The sequence below is a fragment of the Formivibrio citricus genome (assembly GCF_900115065.1).
GTDB classification, from domain to species: domain Bacteria; phylum Pseudomonadota; class Gammaproteobacteria; order Burkholderiales; family Chitinibacteraceae; genus Formivibrio; species Formivibrio citricus.
Genome location: NZ_FOVE01000013.1, coordinates 1 through 17,513, shown reverse-complemented (window position 1 = coordinate 17,513; position 17,513 = coordinate 1). Strand labels below are relative to the sequence as shown.

The 17,513-nt window shown below is 61.9% G+C and carries 14 protein-coding genes; 10 read left to right on the top strand and 4 right to left on the bottom strand.

Annotation, left to right across the window (positions count from 1 at the left end):
- The first annotated feature begins 25 nt into the window (after window positions 1-25).
- A complete protein-coding gene (locus BMZ36_RS09230) occupies window positions 26-583 on the top strand; it encodes a YqgE/AlgH family protein (protein ID WP_091194989.1) in 558 nt (185 codons plus the stop codon).
- Window positions 580-996 carry a Holliday junction resolvase RuvX gene (gene ruvX / locus BMZ36_RS09225; RefSeq protein ID WP_091194987.1) on the top strand — a complete coding sequence of 139 codons (417 nt, stop codon included), beginning with the start codon at window positions 580-582 and terminating at the stop codon, window positions 994-996. The genes BMZ36_RS09230 and ruvX overlap by 4 nt, the downstream gene beginning before the upstream one ends.
- Before the next feature lie 189 nt (window positions 997-1,185).
- On the opposite strand, the gene panC is transcribed toward ruvX, so the two are convergent.
- From panC to pcnB, 4 genes are all read right to left on the bottom strand, one after another.
- Complete coding sequence (gene panC / locus BMZ36_RS09220) at window positions 1,186-2,019, bottom strand: pantoate--beta-alanine ligase (RefSeq protein WP_091194985.1); 834 nt, start codon at window positions 2,017-2,019, stop codon at window positions 1,186-1,188.
- 19 nt (window positions 2,020-2,038) lie between these two features.
- Window positions 2,039-2,827 (bottom strand): 3-methyl-2-oxobutanoate hydroxymethyltransferase, encoded by a 789-nt coding sequence (panB, locus tag BMZ36_RS09215; protein ID WP_091194983.1) that lies wholly within the window; start codon window positions 2,825-2,827, stop codon window positions 2,039-2,041.
- Window positions 2,828-2,897: 70 nt separating this feature from the next.
- Window positions 2,898-3,380, bottom strand: coding sequence for a 2-amino-4-hydroxy-6-hydroxymethyldihydropteridine diphosphokinase (gene folK, locus BMZ36_RS09210; RefSeq protein ID WP_091194981.1), 483 nt, complete (start codon window positions 3,378-3,380; stop codon window positions 2,898-2,900).
- 7 nt (window positions 3,381-3,387) lie between these two features.
- Complete coding sequence (pcnB, locus tag BMZ36_RS09205) at window positions 3,388-4,728, bottom strand: polynucleotide adenylyltransferase PcnB (RefSeq protein ID WP_091194979.1); 1,341 nt, start codon at window positions 4,726-4,728, stop codon at window positions 3,388-3,390.
- 154 nt (window positions 4,729-4,882) lie between these two features.
- Between pcnB and BMZ36_RS09200 the strand changes: the two genes are divergently transcribed.
- The 8 genes from BMZ36_RS09200 to BMZ36_RS09165 all read left to right on the top strand — a co-directional run.
- Window positions 4,883-6,022, top strand: a complete 1,140-nt coding sequence (locus BMZ36_RS09200) for a D-alanyl-D-alanine carboxypeptidase family protein (protein ID WP_091194977.1) — start codon at window positions 4,883-4,885, stop codon at window positions 6,020-6,022.
- A gap of 172 nt (window positions 6,023-6,194) precedes the next feature.
- Window positions 6,195-7,064, top strand: coding sequence for a D-amino acid aminotransferase (locus BMZ36_RS09195; protein ID WP_091194975.1), 870 nt, complete (start codon window positions 6,195-6,197; stop codon window positions 7,062-7,064).
- A complete protein-coding gene (locus tag BMZ36_RS09190) occupies window positions 7,061-7,345 on the top strand; it encodes a YbeD family protein (protein WP_091194973.1) in 285 nt (94 codons plus the stop codon). Before BMZ36_RS09195 ends, BMZ36_RS09190 begins: the two co-directional genes overlap by 4 nt.
- Window positions 7,342-8,049, top strand: coding sequence for a lipoyl(octanoyl) transferase LipB (gene lipB / locus BMZ36_RS09185; RefSeq protein WP_308417369.1), 708 nt, complete (start codon window positions 7,342-7,344; stop codon window positions 8,047-8,049). The genes BMZ36_RS09190 and lipB overlap by 4 nt, the downstream gene beginning before the upstream one ends.
- A gap of 1 nt (window position 8,050) precedes the next feature.
- Window positions 8,051-9,028, top strand: a complete 978-nt coding sequence (lipA, locus tag BMZ36_RS09180) for a lipoyl synthase (RefSeq protein WP_091194968.1) — start codon at window positions 8,051-8,053, stop codon at window positions 9,026-9,028.
- Between the two features lie 111 nt (window positions 9,029-9,139).
- Window positions 9,140-9,460, top strand: a complete 321-nt coding sequence (locus tag BMZ36_RS09175) for a hypothetical protein (RefSeq protein ID WP_143086015.1) — start codon at window positions 9,140-9,142, stop codon at window positions 9,458-9,460.
- 573 nt (window positions 9,461-10,033) lie between these two features.
- Window positions 10,034-11,653, top strand: a complete 1,620-nt coding sequence (locus BMZ36_RS09170) for a ShlB/FhaC/HecB family hemolysin secretion/activation protein (protein WP_218142685.1) — start codon at window positions 10,034-10,036, stop codon at window positions 11,651-11,653.
- 17 nt (window positions 11,654-11,670) lie between these two features.
- Window positions 11,671-17,513: two-partner secretion domain-containing protein (locus BMZ36_RS09165; RefSeq protein WP_143086014.1), on the top strand; the 5,843-nt coding region annotated here is incomplete at its 3' end.

Here is a 17,513-nt window from a genome sequence, read left to right as displayed (position 1 = left end):
TCTTTTCCTGTGCGATAATCAGGCCATGGACCTGAATCTATCCCGCCATTTTCTCATCGCCATGCCCCATCTCAGTGACCCGATTTTTTCCCGGGCGCTGGCCTTCGTTTGCGAGCACAGCGAACGCGGCGCCATGGGTGTGATTGTTAACCGCCCTTTGGGGATGACGCTTTCCACCCTCTTCGAGCAGATTGATGTGCCTTTGCACCGTCCGGACGTTGCAGATCTGCCGGTCTGTTTCGGTGGCCCGGTGCAAACCGACCGCGGTTTCGTGTTGCACGAACCATTGGGAAACTGGCAATCCACGCTCACGGTATCCGACGAAATGGGGCTGACCACGTCCAAGGACGTGTTGTTGGCGGTGGGCGACGGCGGCGGGCCGCAACGGATGTTCGTCTCGCTGGGCTACGCCGGCTGGGAAGCCGGGCAACTCGAAACCGAGATTTCCCGCAACGACTGGCTGACTGTGGAAGCCGATCCGAAAGTCATTTTCGATCTTCCTCCCGACGAGCGCTACGATGCCGCGCTCAAATTGCTGGGCATCGATCTGGCCATGCTTTCCGAGGAAGCCGGCCACGCATGAGCACGCTGCTCGCTTTCGATTTCGGCGAAGCGCGCATCGGTGTTGCGGTCGGTACGACCGAGCTGGGCATTCCCCATCCGCTGGAAACCATTGCCGCCGAGGGTAACGACAAGCGTTTTGCCCGCATTGGCGAGCTGGTTGCGCAGTGGCAGCCGGGCGCGCTGGTCGTCGGCTTGCCGCTTTCGCCCGATGGCGGAGAGCATGAAATGACCCGGCTGGCACGCAAGTTCGCCAACCGCCTCAACGGGCGCTTCAATTTGCCGGTGCATCTGGTCGATGAACGCTTCACTTCTGCCGCCGCATCCTCCGCGCTCGACGAAGCCGGGCTTAAAGGCCGTCGCCAGAAACCGGCGCTGGATCAGGTTGCGGCGATGCAGATATTGCAGGCTTGGTTCGATTCGCCAGCGGAATGAAAAAGGGCGTAGCACGGATGAAACAACGTGAAATCCGGGGCTTTCGTTGGGGGGCTACAATCCGGGTTTGTTTTTGAGCCCGCGTTCCCGGATTCCGCTGTGCTGCATCCGGGCTACCCGCTTGAATCACTTGCTGCATGAAAAAGGGCGCCCAAGCTGTGGCGCCCTTTTTCTTCACCCGTCTTCCGGTTAAACCTTGATCTCGATGTTGTCGATCAGGCGTGTGTGGCCGATGCGCGCTGCGATCAGGATAACGAGGTCGTGGTCGGTGTGCATCGCCGGTTTCAGGGTGCCGGCATGGCGCACTTCCACATAATCCACCTGCCAGCCGCGCGGCGTCAGGTCGGCTTGCGTTTCCTCGCATAGCTTGGCGAAGTCGCGCTCCCCAGCTTCGATGGCGGCTTTCATGCGGGTCAGGTGTTGGTAGAGGCGCGGCGCCTCGGCGCGCTCGACGGCGGAGAGATAGCCGTTGCGCGACGAGAGCGCCAGTCCGTCGGCTGCACGGCCGGTATCGACCGGAACGATTTCGACCGGCATGTTGAGATCGTCGACCATGCTCTTGATGACGAAGAGCTGCTGGTAATCCTTCTTGCCGAAACAGGCGGCCTCGGCCTGCACGATATTGAAGAGCTTGGTGACGACGGTCGCAACGCCGCCGAAATGTCCGGGACGGAAGGCGCCGCAAAGCTCGTCCTGAATGGCCGGCGGATCGACCTTGTACTGCTGGACCACGCGCGGGTAGAGCTCTTTTTCGTCCGGCGCGAAAACCACTTCTGCGCCTTCCTTTTCCAGCAGCGCGGCGTCAGCCTGCAGCGTGCGCGGGTAGCGGTCGAAATCCTCGCCCTGGCCGAATTGCAGACGGTTGACGAAAATGCTCACGACGACATGATCGGCATGCTTTCGCGCCTCGCGTACCAGCGCCATGTGGCCTTCGTGCAGGTTGCCCATGGTCGGCACGAAAGCAACTTTGCCGACCGTTTTGCGCCAGGCGCGCAGTTCCTCGATGGTATGGATGATCTTCATTGGGGTAATTCGCGTTGGTTCAGAAACAGTGTTCGGCTGCCGGAAATTCGCCACTCTTGACCGCGTTGACGTAAGTCTCGATGGCGGTCTGGATGCAGGAGCTGCCGGTCATGAAGTTGCGCAGGAAACGCTTCTTGCCGGGGCACAGGCCCAGCATGTCGTGCAGCACCAGCACCTGGCCGTCCGTTCCCGCTCCGGCGCCAATGCCGATGGTCGGGATCGAGAGCGCTTCGGTCACGGTCTGTGCGACGGCAGCGGGAACCAGCTCCATCAGCACCATGGCCGCGCCGGCTTCCTGCAGGGCGAGCGCATCGCGGCGCAGCGTTTCGGCCTCGTCTTCGCTCTTGCCCTGAATCTTGTAGCCGCCGTAGACGTTGACCGATTGCGGCTGCAGGCCGATATGGGCGCAGACCGGAATGCCGCGACTGGCAAGGAAGCGCACGGTTTCGATCATGACTTCGCCGCCTTCGATCTTGACCATTTCCGCGCCGGCAGCCATGAGCCGTGCCGCGTTCTCGAAGGTTTTTTCCGGCGAGACCTGCGAACTGCCGAACGGCATGTCGGCCAATACCAGTGCCGGGCCGGCGCCGCGTGCGACGGCGGCGGTGTGGTAGATCATGTCTTCCAGCGTGACGGGCAGGGTCGAGGCATGCCCCTGGACGACGTTGCCGAGCGAATCGCCGATCAGCAGGATGTCGACTCCGGCGGCGGCTTCGATGGCGGCGAACGTGGCGTCATAGCAGGTGAGCATCGCGATCTTCTGCCCGTCGCGCTTCATTTTGTTCAGGGTGGATAGTGTGATTTTCATGGCGGGTAATCCATGGCGTGGTGAAGACGGGGCGCTGGTGGCGCCGTAAAGATTGGCTTGTGACATAAAATCAGGCAATTCGGTGCAGTTGTTGATCGGTGACTCGGGGCAGCAGTTCCTCTGCCCGGCCCTGTCCGGGGATGATGATGTTCGGGGCTATTTCCAGGAGGGGAACCAGCACGAAAGCGCGTTCGCTCATGCGCGGATGGGGAACGGTCAGCGCTTCGTTGTTGATGGCAAGGTTGCTGTACAGGATCAGATCCAGATCGATGGTGCGCGGGCCGTTGGAGAAATGTCGCTCGCGGCCCAGTGCGCTTTCGATGGCGAGCAGGGCTTCCAGCAATCCGTGGGGCGAAAGCTTGGTGGTGATTTCCACGACCGCATTGATAAAGTCGGGTTGGTCCGTGTAGCCCACTGGCGCGGAAGAGTAGAAGCTGGAGCAACTGACGAGCCGGGTGTTGGGCAGCAGGCAGATCAGGGCAATGGCCCTTCTGAGCTGTTTGGCGGGTTGGCCGAGGTTGGCTCCCAGTGCAATGAATGCCTGCACGCTCACCGTTTCATCACTCCTTTTCGGGGGCCGCTTTCTTCCGGTTGGCGGGTTTGCGGCGACGCTTGCGCTTGGCGCCGTTGTCGTCTCCCGGCTTCTGGGCTGCACGCGCTATCAGCGCGGAACGGGAGTCTTCATCGCCATACTGGAACTCGTGCCACCAATGCGCAAGTTCTTTTTCCACGAGACCGCATTCGGCGCGCAGCAACAGGAAATCGTAGGCGGCGCGGAAGCGCTGCTGTTCCAGCAGCCGGTACGGGCGGTTGCCGGCGCGTTGCTCGAAGCGCGGTTGCAGCAGCCAGATTTCCTTCATGGCTGCGCCGTAGCGGTTCGGAATGGCCAGCCGTTTCTCGACCATGGTTTCCACGCTGTTCATGGCGTCGACCAGGGCCGGGACAACATGCTGGCCTGCTGCCTGGCGCGCTTGCCAGTCGGCTTCGACCTCATGCCAGAGCAATGTGGCGAACAGGAAGCCTGCCGAGACGGGCTTGTCTTGCGCCAGACGGGCGTCGGTATTGTCGAGCGCCTGCTTGAGGAATTGGTGCGCATCGGGTTTTGCCAGCAGTTTGTCGAGCATGGGGAACAGCTCGCGGTGCAGGCCGTGGGCGTGCAGTGCCATCACGCAATCCCAGGCGCGCCCGGAAAGCAGCAGTTTCATCATTTCGTCGAACAGGCGTGCCGACGGGATATTGCCGAGCAGCTTGGCCAGGCTGGAGATCGGAGCCTTGGTGGCCGGCGCCAGTGTCAGACCCAGTTTGGCCGAGAGGCGGATGGCGCGCAGCATGCGTACCGGATCTTCGCGGTAGCGCTGTTCCGGATCGCCGAGGATCGCCAGCCGTTTGGCCTTGATGTCGGCCTCTCCGTGATGGAAGTCGAGGATTTCCTCACGGTTCGGGTCGTAATAGAGTGCGTTGATCGTGAAATCGCGGCGCAGCGCGTCTTCTTCCAGCGTGCCGTAAACGTTGTCGCGGATGATGCGACCGGATTCGTCGGTCGGGGCGTCGGAGTTGCCGCGGAAGGTGGTGACCTCAATGATCTCTTCGCCGTGCCTGTCGTAGAACGGCACATGCACGATACGGAAACGCCGGCCGATGATGCGTGAACGGTGGAATACGTGGCGAACCTGTTCCGGCGTGGCGCTGGTGGCGACGTCGAAGTCCTTGGGACTCTTGCCCAGCATCAGGTCGCGTACCGCGCCTCCGACAATATAGGCTTCGAAGCCCGCTTCCTGCAGGCGGTCGCAGACCTTGAGCGCGGCGGAGTGAATCAGCTCGCGGCGAACGCCGTAGTGCTTGGCGTGGAGAATCTGCTTGCCGGGGCGGCGCAATACTTTGCCGATCAATTTGCGAATCATCTGTGGGTGAAAAAGACAGCGTCGAAAAACGCGCATTATACGCCCCCGCGGCGTGCAAATTGCGCTTGATTGTTGCGGTGCTGCAATTTCCTGCCGCGCGGCAGGAGCGAGAACTTATAATCTGACCTTTCCAGTCCAGTTTTTTGCATCAACCATGAATCTGCGCTCCCTGCTTCTTGTCGTCCCCGCCCTGTCCTCGGCCCTGGTTTTTGCCGATGCGCCGCCCATCACGCCGCTGGCAGCCAAATCGTGGCTTCTGCTCGATCACCAGAGCGGGCAGGTGTTGACGGCCCACGATGCCGAAACCCGCATCGAACCCGCTTCGCTGACCAAGCTGATGACGGCCTATCTGACCTTCAAGTCGCTCAAGGAAGGCAAGATCAAACTGGACCAGCAGTTCACTGTTTCGATGAAGGGCTACAAGGTTGGCGGTTCCACCATGTTTCTGGAGCCGGACAGGCCCGCCAGCGTGGACGATTTGATCAAGGGCATGATCGTGGTTTCGGGCAACGATGCCTGTGTGACGCTGGCCGAAGCCGTTGCCGGCAGCGAAGAAATATTCGCGCAGATGATGACGGCCGAGGCCAAGCGCCTGGGTATGGCCAATACCAGTTTCCGCAATAGTTCCGGCATGCCCGATCCCGAGCATTACACCACCGCGGCCGATCTGGCGAAGCTCGCCGCCGCGATCATCCGCGACTTCCCGCAGTTCTACCCGATCTACTCGATGAAGGACTTCACTTACAGCAACGGCCGCAAGACGATCAAGCAGCCCAACCGCAACCTGCTGCTGTACCGCGACGCCTTCGTCGACGGGCTGAAGACCGGCCATACGGCCAGCGCCGGCTACAATCTGATCGCTTCGACCAAGCGCGATAACCGCCGCCTGATTTCCGTCGTGGTCGGCACCGGTGGCGAAGAAGCGCGGGCGAAGGAATCCGCGCGGTTGCTGGGCTGGGGCATCCAGTTCTTCGATGCGCCGAAGATCGCGTCCGCAGGGCAGTCGCTGGCGACGCCGCGTGTCTGGAAGGGCGCTGCCGATCAGGTTCAGGCCGGATTCCTGCAGGATCAGCACGTCACGGTGGGCAAAGGTGAGGCTGCCGGGCTCAAGCAGGAACTGCTCTTCTCCGAGCCGCTGATCGCTCCGATCCAGCAGGGGCAAATCATCGGCAAGATGAAGGTCTCGCTGAACGGCAAGCCGCTGGCCGAATACCCGGTGGTGGCGTTGCAAAGTGTCGAGCAGGGCGGCTTTTTCCGGCGCTTGATCGACGCGATTCGTTTGTGGTTCAGGTAGGTCGGAAAAGCGTAGCGCCTTCCGACGTTTGCATGTCGGATGGCACCTGCAGCTTATCCGACCAACGCCCTTCACCTGTCGGGTGTTGGCAATCTCAGGGCATCACGGGGGGTGTTTCTCTCTGTGCCTCTGTGGTTCAACTGAATTTAGAATAACTGACAAGGAGCATGGCATGCTGATTCCGGATATTACGGGCTATCTCAACGGCCGCTATGCCCCGCTGGCCGAGTTGCAGGTTTCAGTGCTGGACCGCGGATTCCTGTTCGGCGATGGCGTCTATGAGCTGGTCCCGGTGTACGACCGGCGGCCTTTCCGCTTGCGGGAGCACCTCGCGCGTCTTGATCGCAGCCTGAGCGCGGTCGGCATTGCCAATCCGCACACGACCGACGAGTGGGTAACAATCGTCGAAGAAATCGTGGCGCGGCACGAGTTTGGCGATCAGTCGGTCTACCTGCAGGTATCGCGCGGGCCGGCTTGGCCGCGCAACCATGCGTTTCCGCACGAGGTCACGCCGACCGTCTTCGGCTATGCCGAGCCGCTGTTGCCGCCGGCGCAGGAGTTGATCGAGCGCGGCATCAAGGCCGTATCCGCCGCGGATATCCGCTGGGGGCGCTGCAATATCAAATCCTGCTCACTGATTGGAAATGTGCTGCTGAAACAGGTTGCCGCCGAAGCCGGCGCGGCCGAGGTGGTGCTGTTCCGCGACGGCTTCCTGGTCGAGGGCGGAGCGAGCAACGTTTTCGTGGTCAAACGCGGTGCCCTCCTTGCTCCGCCGCCTTCCCACCAGATGCTGACCGGCATCACCTACGACGTGGTGCTGGAGCTCGCTCGCCACCATGGCATGGCACTTGAGGTGCGCGAAATAGAGGAGCGCGAGGCGCGTGGTGCGGATGAAATGTGGATCTCGTCATCAAGCAAGGAAGTGCTCGCCGTGACCGAGCTGGACGGACGGTCGGTTGGAAATGGCGTACCCGGCCCCATCTATCGCCGCATGTACGATTTTTACCAGGTCTTCAAGACCACCGAGATGCGATCCAAATGACGGACACCCCCAAGTTAAAAGATTTGTTGCAATTCCCGGCCCTGGTGCCGATCAAGGCGATCAGCCACAAAGGTGTTGAAGCGGCACAATTCCGCGCCGAACTGCTCGACCTCACCGCCCGCATCGTGCCGGGTTTCGCCGAGCCCCTGATCTCTCTGCGCGCCAGCAGCAGCGGCAATTATCACTCCGCAACGCTGTCGGTCACCTTCCAGAACATCGAGCAGTTCTATGCGCTCGACGAAGCGCTGAAGGCGCATCCGCTGGTGAGGATGTTGCTGTGAATTGCCGGGAGCGGGGTGTGGGGAGTGGGGATTGGAGTTCGGTTGTCCACGAGTTTTCGCAACTTCGCGCTTCGCATTCTTCGCCCTTGATCAAGCCGCAGGGCTTGGTGGATTACGTCCCGACCTGGCAGGCGATGCAAGCTTTTACCGCAGCGCGCAATGAATCCACGCCCGACGAACTCTGGCTGCTGGAGCATCCCCCTGTGTATACGCAGGGCCAGGCCGGCAAGCCCGAGCATGTGCTTAACCCCGGCGCCATCCCCATCGTGCAGATCGACCGTGGCGGGCAGGTCACCTACCACGGCCCCGGCCAGTTGGTTGCCTACCTGCTGCTCGACCTCAAGCGCCGCAAGCTCGGCGTGCGCGATCTGGTGCGGCGCATGGAGCAGAGCGTGATCGACCTTCTGGCCGATTATGGAATCGAGTCGTACGGCAAGGTCGATGCCCCCGGCGTGTACGTGCAGCGCGAGGGCGTCGAGGCCAAGATTGCCGCGCTGGGGCTGCGCATCCGCAACGGGTACAGCTATCACGGCCTGTCGTTCAACGTGAACATGGACCTGGAGCCGTTCAGTCGCATCAACCCCTGCGGTTATGCCGGGCTGGCCGTGACCCAACTGGCCGATTTTGGTCATATTGACGAGACGCCGGCTTCTATTGCGGCTAAACTTTCGATAAAGATTCTCAATAGCATTGAGGCGCAGTGAAATGAGCGATTCCAGCAAGCCGACCGCGGCCCTCCAGGGCGTCAAACTCAAGGGTGAAGCCAAGACCGCACGCATCCCGATCAAGGTGGTGCCGCTGGAACAGAAACTGCGCAAGCCGGAATGGATACGCGTGCAGGCGCCGTCACTCAACGGGCGCTTCTACGAGATCAAGGACATCCTCCGGAACCAGAAGCTGCACACCGTCTGCGAAGAGGCCACCTGCCCGAACATCGGCGAGTGCTTTGGCAAGGGCACGGCGACCTTCATGATCATGGGCGACATCTGCACCCGCCGTTGCCCGTTCTGCGACGTCGGTCATGGCCGGCCCAATCCGCTCGACCCCAACGAACCGCAACACCTCGCCGAAACGGTGGCGGCACTCAAGCTCAAGTACGTGGTCATCACCTCGGTCGACCGCGACGACCTGCGCGACGGCGGCGCACAGCATTTCGTCGACTGCATCAAGAAAATCCGCGAACTCTCCCCGCTGACGCAGATCGAGGTGCTGGTGCCGGATTTTCGCGGCCGAGCAGACCTCGCGCTGGAAATATTCGGCCAGGCGCTGCCGGACGTGATGAACCACAATCTGGAAACCGTGCCGCGCCTCTACAGGCAGGCCCGTCCCGGCGCCGACTACGCGCATTCGCTGCAGCTACTCAAGGATTTCAAGGCGCGTTACCCGCAAGTGCCGACCAAGTCCGGCATCATGGTCGGGCTCGGCGAAACCGACGAGGAAATCTTCGACCTGCTGCGTGACATGCGCGCGCACGACATCGACATGCTCACGCTCGGCCAGTACCTGCAACCCTCCAACGGCCACCTGCCGGTGCTGCGCTACGTGCACCCGGACCAGTTCAAGCGTTTCGAGGAATTCGCCGGCGAGATCGGCTTCAAGCACGCTGCTGTCGGGGCGATGGTGCGCAGTTCGTACCATGCGGATCAGCAGGCGCACAAGGCAGGGGTGGGTGTTAACGAGTAGAAGTTAATGAGACAGTGTTTTTGTAAAAACCATTGTATAACAATAAATTAACTTCGATTTCAGCCCTTATAAAAGGATGAAAATTATTGGCGAGTTGACTGGTTCGGCGATTTGGCCTTCCCGGACCGCTCAATTCGCCGAAAACAACCTTCTTTGCTGCTGCATCTGTCGCGGCTGACTGACGACAGCTTTCTCGATACCCCTGAAATTCTCCTTTCTCCCCAATCGACCTATCCCGCCAAGTTCCAGCGCAAGGTTTGGGTTTCCGTTGGTACCTTGCCGATGCTCCGGATTGGAGACATCTGGCGGAATGGCGTGCTGGTCGACAGCCCCGACTGCCCGTTGGAAGAGTTCTCAAACCTGAATGATCAAGGGTTCCTGCTGCCGATGATGGCGTGCCCGACACCCCCTCCCAAGTGCGCCATGGCGTAAAAGTGTTGTAACTGCATCATAAATTTTCCGGGCTGTTGGTAATAATCACCCTGGTTTCTTTCGTGTAAATTTCGCGCACATCGACAACCTGGGTCATTTTCGTTCCGTGATTCGGGCCTCGCCACACCGTTCGAGGTGCCCCTCTTTTGGGATATGCACTTGATAAACCCTATCATTCAAGCGGTTTGTCGTGGTTTTCCTCCCTGCCCCCAGCGCCTGCCCAAGCTTTATTGGTCAATAATTATGACCAATTATTCCACTTCATCGTTCTGGGTGGTGCGCGCTATTTCTCTTCGGATTTTATTTTAATTCTTACGTTTGTAAATATTAGCCATTGCTAATTCACTTGTTCGTATCGCGCATCCGCACTAAATTCCGCCGCCGTGTAAAAGCCTGTAAATAAAAGATAAACCTAGTAATTTTAACAGGGTGGTAGTGGTGTTTCTTCTGCGGTTACTCAGTCAAGCGTCTCCCTCTTTGTGTGAAAGAAATACAGACCATGCCGGTTTGAGCAAACCGGTTGCGGCAGGGTGTTTGGCGCTAGGCCTGTCAATTTTGTCAGTGTCGTCAGCTTTGGCAGATACCGCCACGCAGGACTCCGAAGAGCAACGCCGCCGCACCCAGCGCGAATTCGAAGAACGCCAGGCTCGCCAAAAGGCCCCCGATGTCCGACTGGAACCTGCGGCCGGCATTGACTCGCACGCACTGGACCTCCCGACCGAAGCTCCGTGCTTCCCGATTGAGCGTCTCCGTCTGGAGGGGGCGCGCACGGAAGAATTTCGCTGGGCACAAGACTACCTGAATCAATATGCCGGTCGCTGCATCGGCCGCAATGGCATCAACCTCATCCATCGCCGGCTCTCCGCCCAGATCCTGGAACGAGGTTACGTCACCACCCGGCTGGGCATCCCCGAACAAAACCTCTCCAGCCGGGAATTTCGTCTCCTGTTGACCGCCGGGACCATCCGCGAAATCCGCTTCGCCGATCCCGCGCTATGGGGCACCTGGCGCACCGCCTTCCCCGCCCGTCCCGGCGACCTGCTGAACATCCGCGACCTGGAACAAGGTCTGGAACAGATGAAACGGGTACCCAGCCAGGACGTGGACATGGAAATCGTCCCTGGCAAGGAGCCCGGCGAAAGCGACGTCGTCATCAAGCTCAAGCGCGACAAGCCCTGGAAAATCACGCTCACCCTTGACGACTCCGGCACCCGCACTACCGGCAAGATGCAGAGCGGGATCAATCTCGCCTACGACAACCTCTTCGGCATCAATGACCTGTTCAACATCGGCCTCAACAGCGACGTCATGCGGGATGGCTCCGAACGGGGAACCAAGGGCAACAGCGTCTATTACTCATTCCCCTGGGAATACTGGACCTTTACCTTTTCGGGAAGCGATAGCCGCTATCGCCAGACCGTCTACGGATCGAACCAGACCTTCGTCTCCAGCGGAGAATCCCAAACCCTGGATTTCAAGATCCAGCGCCTGATCCATCGTGCCCAGAACAACAAGACCTCCGTCCAGGCGCGCATCGCCAAGCGCTTCGGCAAGAGCTATATCAGCGACACCGAAATCGAAGTCCAGCGGCAGAACGTCACCAGCGGTGAATTGGCGCTGATACACCGGCAGTATTTTGGGAAAGCCCAGCTGGACGCCACGCTGGCCTACCGCAAGGGCCTGACCTGGTTCAACGGCCAAAGCGACGTGGCCGGCCAGACCGCAGACAACCCCGCCCGGCAATACCGCCTGCAAACGCTCGATATTGGCCTGATCGTGCCGTTCGCGGTCGCGGGGCAATCAATGCGCTACATCGCCGCATTCCGCGGACAAACCGCCCAGACCCGGCTGTACGGCTCCGAGCAGATCTCGATTGGCGGACGCTACACCGTGCGCGGCTACGACGGCGACAGCCCGCTGAGCGCCGACAAAGGCTGGTACTGGCGCAACGAAGTGGAAATCAGCATTCCCAAGACGCCGCTGTCGGCCTATGTCGGACTCGACCACGGCGAAATTCGTGGCGGCGGCACCGAAACCCAGCCTGCACGGCAATTGACCGGCACCGTGCTCGGGATTCGCGGCGAATACAAAAAAGCCTCGCTCGACGCCTTCGTCGGCTGGGCGCTGCACAAGCCCCAAACCCTCTCGACCAGCCGGCCCGCCGCCGGCTTCCAGTTCTCCTACCAATTCTGATCGATCCGTTCCCCGTCATGAAATCAGTCGACTCTCTTCGCCTCGCCATCAACGAGCCCACCGAAACCCGCGCCCCCTCGTTACTCCAAAAGATCGTTCTGTGGATCACGCTGGTTTCATGCACGGTGCAACCGGTGCTGGCGGCCAGCCCCATCGTGGCGGACCCGAATGCGGGAAGCAAAAAGCCCGGCGTGGAAGCCGCCCTCAACGGTGTACCGGTAGTGCAGATCGTCGCCCCCAACTCGAACGGTGTATCGCACAACCAATACCAGCAATTCAATGTCGAATCGCGCGGCGCGATACTCAACAACAGCCAGGGGATCGTCCAGACCCAGCAGGGCGGCTATATCGCCGGCAACCCGAACCTGACCGGGGGGACGGCCCGGATCATTCTCAACGAAGTCACCTCCAGCAATCCCAGCCTGTTGCAGGGGCATGTCGAAGTCGCCGGCACGCGCGCCGAAGTAGTGCTTGCCAACCCCAACGGTATCACTTGCAATGGCTGCGGCTTCATCAATACCAGCCGGGGCGTATTGACGACCGGTACCCCGGTCTTCGGCGGCGACGGCAGTTTGAACGCCTACCGCGTCACCGGCGGGCAGATTCGCATCGACAACGCCGGCCTTTACGGCAGCAGCACCGACCAGCTCGACCTGATCGCCCGCAGTGTCGCAGTCAACGGCCAGCTCTGGGCCAACCAGCTTAACGTCATCGCCGGCGCTAACCAGGTCAACCATGCCAACCTGAGCACGCAACAGATCGCCGGCATGGGCAATGCCCCGAGCGTCAGCATCGACGTCGGCGCGCTGGGCGGCATGTATGCCAACAAAATCCGCCTGGTCGGCACGGAAGCGGGGGTCGGCGTGGTCAACGCCGGCACGCTGTCGGCGCAGAACGGCGACTTCAGCATCGACAGCCAGGGGCGCATCACGCTCACCGGCAACACCAGCGCCACCGGCGTACTGCAACTGACCGCCAGGGATGGCGTCAGCCATGGGGGGACAACCTATGGTCAACAGGGTGTCCAGGTGACTACGCCGGGCGACGTGCAGAACACCGGCACCTTGGCCGCAGGCAGCGACCTGTCGATCCAGGCCGCCAGCGTCCAGTCGAGCGGCGTACTGGGGGGCGGTGTGCAGCCTGACAGCACGGTCGGGAACAGCGGCAACCTGACGGTCACCACCTCCGGCCAACTGACGGCCAACGGCCAGAACGTGGCGGGCGGCCATATCAGCCTGACCGCCGCCGGCATCAACCTGGCCAACAGCCAAACCAGCGCCAACGGCAACGTGCAACTCGCAGCGCAAAGCGGCGATCTCGATCTCTCCGGTAGCCGGACCAGCGCAGGCGGCGACTTGGCGCTCAATGCAACGGGCGCGGTTAACCATGATAACGGCCAGACACAGGCCGGCCGCATCACCGTCGATGCCGCCAGCCTCTCCAGCCGGAGCGGGACGCTCAGCCAGAGCGGCACCGCCGATACGCGCATTACCGTGACCGGCGCGCTCGACAATACCGCCGGCACCCTTGCCAGCAATGGCAACAACCTGACCGTACAAGCCGGGTCGCTGACCAACAGCCAAGGCCGGATCTCCCACGCCGGGACCGGACAGCTCACCGTCACGACCGGCGCACTGCAAAACGACCAGGGGCTGATCGCTGGCAACGGGCAAGTGGCCGTCACCGCCACCAGCCTCGACAACCGTAGCGGCCAGGTGCTCGCCGCCGGGAATGCCAATCTGCAGGTCTCCGGCCCCGTCGACAACCGGCAAGGCCAGCTCAAAAGCTATGACGGCGACCTGACCCTGAGCACGCAAGGCGCCTTGAACAACGTCGCCGGGCGCATCGAAGCCAATGGCACGACCAGCGCCATGACGGTCAGCGCCAGCGACATCGACAACACCGGTGGCCGCATTGCCAACATTGGCACCCGCAAGACCACGATCAACAGCAGTCAGGGCATCGCCAACAGCAATGCCGGCAATGTGAACGGCATGGGCATGATCGGCGGCAACGGCGAGCTGGAGGTCAACGCCGGCTCCCTGGCCAATACCCAGAACGGCCAGATCGTCTCCGGCGACCGCATGACCCTCAACCTGAGCGGCGCCGCGCAAAACAGCGGCAGCATCACCGCGACCGGCCCCTTGAGCCTGACGTCCGCCAGCCTCGACAACAGCGCCGGCGAAATCGGCACCCAACAGGGAAGCGGCAGCGATCTGCGCCTGCAAACCAGCACCCTGACCAACAGTGCCGGCAAGATCGGCAGCGACCGCAACATCACGCTGTCTGCCGATACCGTGACCGGCGCCGGCCAGATCATCGCAGCGCAGGATGTGAGCCTGAACGTGGCGGGGGACTTCACCAACGGCACGGGCAACCAGATCAAGGCCAACCGCGACATGACGCTGACGGCGGGCGGCACCCTGATCAACCGAGGCCAACTGGAGGCCGTCAATAACCTCAACCTGAATGCAACGCATATCGACAACCAGTCCGGGGCCGGCATCAATGCCAACCAGACCACTCTGGCCGCCACCGGCAACCTGACCAACGCCGGGCGCATCGAAGGCAATACCGTCAACGCCGGCGCCGCCAGCCTCACCAACACCGGCACGGTCATTGGCGGGGATGTGACGGTCACGGCCAACAGCCTGACCAACGACGGTGCTACTGCACTGATCGCCTCGACCGGCAATACCAAGCTCTGGGTGCGCGACACGCTCACCAACCAGAACGGCGCGACCGTTTACAGCATGGGCGATCTGAGCATCGCCGCCAGCAGCCAGCGCGACGGCAACGGGCGCCTGCAAGATCGCACCACCACGATCCTCAACGACTCGTCCACCCTCGAAACCGATGGCAATCTGGAAGTGGCCGTCACCAACCTGACCAACCGTCGCGCCGTCCAGATCGGCACCACCGATCTCGGCACAGTTGCCGCCAACAAATCCAACGTCATCCTCTGGGAGTGGGGTTGCACTCGGGACGAGAATGGCCTTCAGGATTGCACCAACACCTGGGTCAACCGCCAGCTCAACATCCGTGGCCAATACACCGCCCCCAAGGTGGTGACCATCGATGCCGGCAATCTCAACACCAACGACACGACGAACAAGGTGCTTACGCTCAAGACCCCCTTGTTCTTCGGCGACTACCAGTTCCACCTCTTCAGCGATGACAACTCCACGCCGCAGACCAAGCCCTGGGAATGGTATGCCGGCACGATCTATTACGAATCGCTGACCCCTATCAACAACGGCACCCAGTACCAGCTGAGCTTCTACCCCGGCATGGGGCCGAACATGATGCGCCCCTCCGAGATCCGTTCCGCCGGCCTCACCGACCGCGGCGAACTGTGGGAAGCCTGGCGCCGCCAGCAAGTCCGTACCCAGGAAGAACAGGTCACGCAGCAGGGCGCCGACTCCAGAATCTTGGCCGGCAACAACATCAAGGTCTCGCTCGGCGGCACCCTGACCAACGAACAGGGACAGATCGCCGCCGGTGCTAATATCGACATCAACGGCAGCACGACCGCCTTGGGGGACGTGACGGGTGGTAGCGTCGTCAACGTCTCGCGCGGACTGGTACGCACCACGACCACCAGCGGCACCTCCGGTTACTGGACCTGGGCCGGCAACGTTCCGCGCTATGCCGAACGGACCGACCCGCTCAGCACACAGACTGCGGTAACCGGCACGGTTGCCGGCAGCATCACTGCCGGGCAATCGATCAACATCAACACGGCTAGCGTCAACAACCAGACCGTCTTCAGCGCCAACGTCCCGGCTGGCGGCAACGGGGGCACGCTGGATGCCGGCCAGAACCACGGTGCCCCCAATGGCGGCGTCACCTCCGCAGCCAGCCAGAGCGCCCCGGCCTTCAACCTGCCGCAAAACGCCCTCTACACCCGACACACCGAACCGGGCGCCCGCTACCTGATCGAAACCGACCCGCGCTTCGCCAACTTCGGCAACTTCATCAGCAGCGACTACATGCTGAGCCGGCTCAACCTCAATCCGGAACAGACCCAGAAACGCCTCGGTGACGGCTTCTACGAACAACGCCTCGTTCTCGACCAGATCGCCCAGCTCACCGGCCGGCGTACCCTCGGCCAATACGCCAGCGCCGAAGACCAGTTCAAGGCGCTCATGGACCAGGGCGTTACCATGGCCCAGCAATACAACCTCACCCCCGGCATCAGCCTCTCCGCCGCCCAGGTCGCCGCCCTGACCAGCGACCTCGTCTGGCTGGAATCGCGCAGCGTCACCCTCCCGGACGGCAGCAACCAGCAAGTTCTCACCCCCGTCGTCTACCTCGCCCGCGTCCACGCCGACGACCTCAAACCCAACGGCGCCCTGATCGCCGCAGCCGACCTCACCCTCCAGACCAGCGGTACGCTCACCAACAGCGGCACCCTGCGCGGCAACTCGCTGACCCTCCAGGGCAACGACGTCATCAACCGTGGCGGCAACATCGACGGCAGCACACAAACCCTGATCGTCGCCAACCAGGACATCGTCAACGAATCGGGCACCGTCAACGGCGGGCGCGTCGCCCTCCTGGCCGGACGCGACCTGCTCAACACCACGCAAGCCATCCAGCTCGCCGACGCCAGCGGCAGCAACACCCTCCTGGGCAGCCGCGGCAATCTCGCCTCGCGCAGCGACCTCGTCATCCAGACCGGCCGCGACCTCACGATCAACGGCGCCAACCTCAACGCAACCGGCGACGCCACCCTGATGGCCGGCCGCAACCTCGACATCGGCGCCCTCGAAACCCGCGCCAGTGCCACCGGCGGCCGCGAAGGACTCAGCAGCAGCGTCACCCGCACCGTCAACGCCACCAGCAGTCTCAACGCCAACAACCTCACCCTGCAAAGCGGCGGCGACACCACCATAAAAGGCGCCGCCCTCAACGCCACCGACAGCCTCACCCTCCAGGCCCAAGGCGACATCAAGCTCCAGGCCGTCAAGGACGACCAGACGCAAAGCTACCAAACCGCCGGTTCCAACTACCGCTATGGCGGCACCCGCCGCGACGAAACCGTCGTCGGCAGCCAGCTGAGCGCCGGTAACGCCATCCACCTCAGCGCCGGCCCCAGCGGCGAAGGCGCAGGACCGACACCGAGCGGCAACCTCCTCCTCGAATCGGCCACCGTCACCTCCAGCAACGGCCAGATCGCCCTCAATGCCGGCAACAACATCACGGTCGCCGAAACCGCCGAGCGGCATGAATCCACCTACAACCTCCAGGAGAGCAAGAAGGGCTTCCTCAACAGCAAGACCACCACGCTCCAGGACCAAAGCAACGGCACTACCGCCGTCGGCAGTACCCTCAGCGGCAACAGCATCGCCCTTACCACCGGCAACAACCTCACGGTGCGTGGCAGCAACGTCGTCGGCACACAGGACGTCCAACTCAACGCCGGCAACAACGTCACCATTCAGGCGGCCACCCACACCTACAGCGAAAGCCACGTCAAGGATGTGAAGGAATCGGGGTTGCTGGGCAACGGAGGCAGCATCGGCTTCACCATCGGCTCGCGCCAGCAGACCGACAAGAACAACCAGGATGGCACCACCCAAAGCCAGAGTCGCAGCCTGATCGGCAGTACCGATGGCAGCCTCACGATCAGCGCCGGCAAGGATGCCACGATCCGCGGCAGCGACCTGGTCGCCGGACAGGATCTCAACGTCAGCGCCCAGCGCATCCTCATCGATCCCGGTCAGGATGTCCGCCGCACCGTCGAAACCCACGAATTCAAGCAAAGCGGCCTCACGGTCGCCGTCAGCTCCCCCGTCCTCAGCGCCGCCCAGACTGCCTACACCATGGGCAAGATGGTTGGCGAAGCCAAGGACGG